Annotated in this window: 4 protein-coding genes; 1 reads left to right on the plus strand and 3 read right to left on the minus strand. The window is 68.2% G+C overall.

What is annotated here, in order from left to right:
* The first annotated feature begins 1 nt into the window (after window position 1).
* A complete protein-coding gene (locus tag QZY06_RS12290) occupies window positions 2-913 on the plus strand; it encodes a YncE family protein (RefSeq protein WP_367275629.1) in 912 nt (303 codons plus the stop codon).
* Window positions 914-941: 28 nt separating this feature from the next.
* Here the strand turns inward: QZY06_RS12290 and QZY06_RS12295 are convergent, their stop codons facing one another.
* The 3 genes from QZY06_RS12295 to QZY06_RS12305 are packed head-to-tail and all read right to left on the minus strand — an operon-like array spanning window position 942 to window position 4,020.
* Window positions 942-1,955 (minus strand): fumarylacetoacetate hydrolase family protein, encoded by a 1,014-nt coding sequence (locus QZY06_RS12295; RefSeq protein ID WP_295684722.1) that lies wholly within the window; start codon window positions 1,953-1,955, stop codon window positions 942-944.
* A 44-nt stretch (window positions 1,956-1,999) separates the two neighbouring features.
* Entirely contained in the window at window positions 2,000-3,364 is a 1,365-nt protein-coding gene (locus QZY06_RS12300) for a HAMP domain-containing sensor histidine kinase (RefSeq protein ID WP_295684725.1), read from the minus strand.
* Window positions 3,361-4,020, minus strand: coding sequence for a response regulator transcription factor (locus QZY06_RS12305; protein WP_295684727.1), 660 nt, complete (start codon window positions 4,018-4,020; stop codon window positions 3,361-3,363). The genes QZY06_RS12300 and QZY06_RS12305 overlap by 4 nt, the downstream gene beginning before the upstream one ends.
* Between the last annotated feature and the right edge of the window lie 8 nt (window positions 4,021-4,028).

A 4,028-nucleotide genomic window follows, 5' to 3' on the forward strand; every position in this document is an offset into this window, starting at 1 on the left:
GCTGTTTTCGGGCTCGGTGACGGCGCATGAACTGGCCTTCGTGCCGGCCCAGGTCGCCAACCGGGTCAGCGTCATCGACCTGACAACGATGCAACGGCTGGCCGATATTCCGGTCGACGGAAAGCCCGCCGGTGTCGCCGTCGCCCAGCAGGCCGGCCGCGCCTACGTCAGCAGCCCGGAAGGCAAGTTCGTCACCATCATCGACACCGCGAGCCGCGCGGTCGTCGGCCGCATCGACGTCGGCGGCGGCCCGCTCGGCATCGTCGTCCCGCCGTCCGGTGCGCCGCTCTATGTCGCCGACTGGTACCAGCACCGCGTCTACGCGATCGATCCGATCCGGCGCACGGTCACCGGCTTCGTCCAGGTCGGCCAATCGCCGTCCGGACTGGCGATCAGCCGCAATGGCCGGAGCTTGCTCAGCGCCGACCGCGACGACGATCAGGTGTCGATCATCGACACCGCCAGCTTCACCGTGCGCGCAACGATCAAGGTCGGCACCCGGCCGTTCGGCGTTACCTTATCCGCCGACGATAGCCGCGCCTACACCGCCAACGTCGGCAGCAATGACGTGACGGTGATCGACGTGGCCAACGCGAAAACGATCGCCACGGTCGCGGTCGGCGAACGCCCGTACGCGGTGGCGCTCGCCAACGGCCGCGCCTTCGTCACCAACCAGTACGCGGGCACGGTCAGCGTGTTCGATACCGGCAGCTTCGCGAAGCTTGCGACCATCGACGTCGGTGACTACCCGGAAGGCATCGAAGCTTCGGCCGATGGCCGCAGCGTCCAGGTCGTCAACTGGGAATCGAACAGCGTGCAGCGCATCGACACGGCGACGCTGAAGATCACCGCGAGCGTCGAGACAGCCGATGGGCCACGCGGCTTCGGCAACTTCATCTGGCATCAGCCGTGACCCGGTTCGAACCGGGTCAAAACCAGGCTCAGGGATAAGGCCGCACCACCTGCTCGATCGCGCCGAAGATAGAGACGCCGTCGTCGTCGAGCATCTCGATGCGGATAGAGTCGCCGTGCTGCAGATAGGGCGTCGTCGCTTGACCCGACAGCAGGGTTTCGACGGTGCGCTGTTCGACCAGGCAGGCGTAGCCGACGCCGCCGTCGGCGACCGGTTTGCCGGGCCCGCCGTCTTCGCCCTTGTTCGATACCGTGCCGCTGCCGATGATCGAGCCGGCCACCAGCGGGCGAGTCTTGGCGATATGGCTGATCAGCTGCGGGAAGCCGAACACCATGTCCTGCCCGGCATTCGGAGCACCGAGCTTCTGGCCGTTGACGGCGGTCAGCAACCGGCGATGCAGGCGCTCGCCATCCCAGGCGGCGCCGAGTTCGTCGGGTGTCACCGCGCAGGGGCTGAAACTGCTCGAGGGCTTGGACTGGAAGAATCCGAAGTTCTTCGCCAGTTCCTCCGGGATCAGATTGCGCAGCGAGACATCGTTGGCCAGCATCACCAGACGGATCGAGCTGGCCGCAGCTTCCGGCGAGGCGCCCATCATCACGTCACCGGTGATCACCGCGAGTTCGCCTTCGAGGTCAAGGCCCCAGTCGGCATTGGCCAGCGGTATCGCGGCGCAGGGCGCGAGGAAGCTGTCCGAGCCGCCCTGGTAGATCAGCGGATCGGTCCAGAAACTGGCTGGCAGTTCGGCGCCGCGAGCGCGACGCACCAGCTCGACATGATTGACGTAGGCCGAACCGTCCGCCCATTGATAGGCGCGCGGCAGCGGCGACAGGCATTCGCAGGGATCGAAGCTCAGGGTGCCGGCGATGCCGCCCTCGTTGAGCTTGTCCGACAGCAGCTGCAGATCGGGGGCGATGGCCTCCCAGTCGTCGAGGGCTTGCTGCAGGGTTCGGGTCTGCGGCACCGGCGCGGCGTGGCGCAGATCGCGGCTGACGACGACCAGCCGGCCATCACGGCTGCCATCACGCAAGGTGGCGAGTTTCATCGGGTTTTCCGCCGTTGATGGCGGTCCTGTGGAGGGCGATGGATCTATTCTAGCCCTGCAATCCGCAGCGCCGGCAGGCGTAAAGCAACCCTCAAGCCACCACCTTCGGCATTGGCCGCAGACAAGCTGCCGCCATGCGCGCGGGCAATGCGTTCGACGATCGCCAGGCCCAGCCCGTGGCCTTCGGCGCGTGCGGCATTGGCGCCCCTAAAGAACGGCCGGAACAGCTTGCCGAGGTCGGTTTCGGGCACGCCGGGGCCGTGGTCGCGGATCTCGATCACGGCCTGCGGCGTCGGCCCATCCTCGCTGTGCAGGCTGAGCACGATCTGGCCGCCGTCGGCGCTGAATTTCACGGCGTTCGACAGCAGATTGTCGACTGCCCGCTCGAGCAGGCCGTGATTGCCGCTGACCGGCAGCGAAGCCGCCAGCTGCAGCGCGATGCCGATCTGCCGCGTGTCGGCTTCGATGCGGAAGGCGCTTGCCCGGGACTGCAGCATTGCGGCCAGATCGACCTGTTCCATGGTCATGCCGGGCAGGTCCGCTTCCATCCGCGACAGCGCCAGCGCTTCGCCGATGATCCGATCGAGCCGGGTGATCTCCGCCTCGGCTCGGGTGAAGTGGTTGGCAGCGGCTCCTGGTGCGCTGCGGCTGGCGAGATCGAGCAGCAGGTGCAGGCGGGCCAGCGGCGAGCGCAGTTCGTGGGAAACGTCCTGCAGCACGCCACGCTCGTGGGCGATCAGCGCTTCGATGCGCGCCGCCATGCGATCGAAATCGGCCGCGAGGCGGCCGAGTTCGTCGTCGCGCCCGTTCCACGGTGCGCCGACCCGCGTCGCCAGATCACCGGCGGTCATCCGCCGCGTGGCATCGGCGATCGCCGCGACCGGCCGGGCGATGCTGCGCGCCACCCACCAGCCCAGCGCGCCGATCACCAGCATCGACAGCACCAGCTGCACCATCAGCAGATGCTCGATGCGCGGCGGTGGCGCGCGCGGCCCGCGGACGGCGATCAGCCGCCGCTCGATGCTGTCGCTGCCGATCACCTTCTCGGCGACGATCAGCACTTCCGGCCGCGGCCGCAGCACCACCGAGTCCTCGCTCAGCAGGCGGTCGAGCGCACGGCGCGCGATCGGCGGCGTCGGACGATGCAGCAGGTTGCGATCGCCCTCGTACAGGCTGGCTTCGATGCCATCGAGCTGCCGGCGCTCGCGCCATTCATCCAGCCCTTGCACGCCCTTGCGGATGTAGACGCGGTTGGCGGCTTCGGCCATCGCCGTCCAGTCCGGCTCGCCGCGATAGGCGTTGCGCGCAAAGCGTTCGGTGACGAACACGCTGATCACCAAGGTGGCGATGTTGGCGGCGACGAACCACAGCAGCAGCCGCGCGTACAGGTTCGGGGTCGGCAGTTTCATGTTGCGTTTGGCGCCGCAGTCTTGCCGACGATCAGCTGATAACCGAGGCCGCGCACGGCGTCGATGCCTGGCGCGTCGCTTGCGGCATCGGCCAGCTTGCGGCGCAGGCGGCTGATGTGGACATCGACGGCGCGATCGAAACGTTCGATCTCGCGGCCCAGGCCTTCGCGGGTCAGCACCGCCTTGTCGACCACCTGGCCGGGCCGCGTCGCCAAGGCCATCAACAGCGAGAACTCGGCGCCGGTCAGCTCCAGCGGCTGGCCGTGCAGCAGCGCCGTGCGGGTCAGCGTTTCGATGCGCAGACTGCCGAGCTCGAGGGTGTCGGCTGTCGCGGTTGCCGGCGCGCGCAGCCGTGCGCGAACGCGAGCCAACAGCTCGCGCGGCAGGCAGGGCTTGGCAAGGTAGTCATCGGCACCGAGTTCGAGGCCGATGACCCGGTCCACCGGCTCGCCGCGTGCTGACAGCATGATCACCGGCAGCGGGTGCTTGCGACGCAGCTCGCGCAGGGTCTCCAGGCCATCGAGGCCGGGCATCATCACATCGAGGATCAGCAGATCCGGCCGCGGACCGGACGCGCCGAGCCGGGCCAGCGCGGCAGCGCCGTCGTGCACGGTTTCGACGCTGTAGGACTCGTGGCGCAGATAGTCGGCCAGCAGTTCGGCCA

Origin of the sequence: uncultured Nevskia sp., assembly GCF_903885465.1 — a bacterium.
Taxonomy (GTDB): Bacteria; Pseudomonadota; Gammaproteobacteria; order Nevskiales; family Nevskiaceae; genus Nevskia.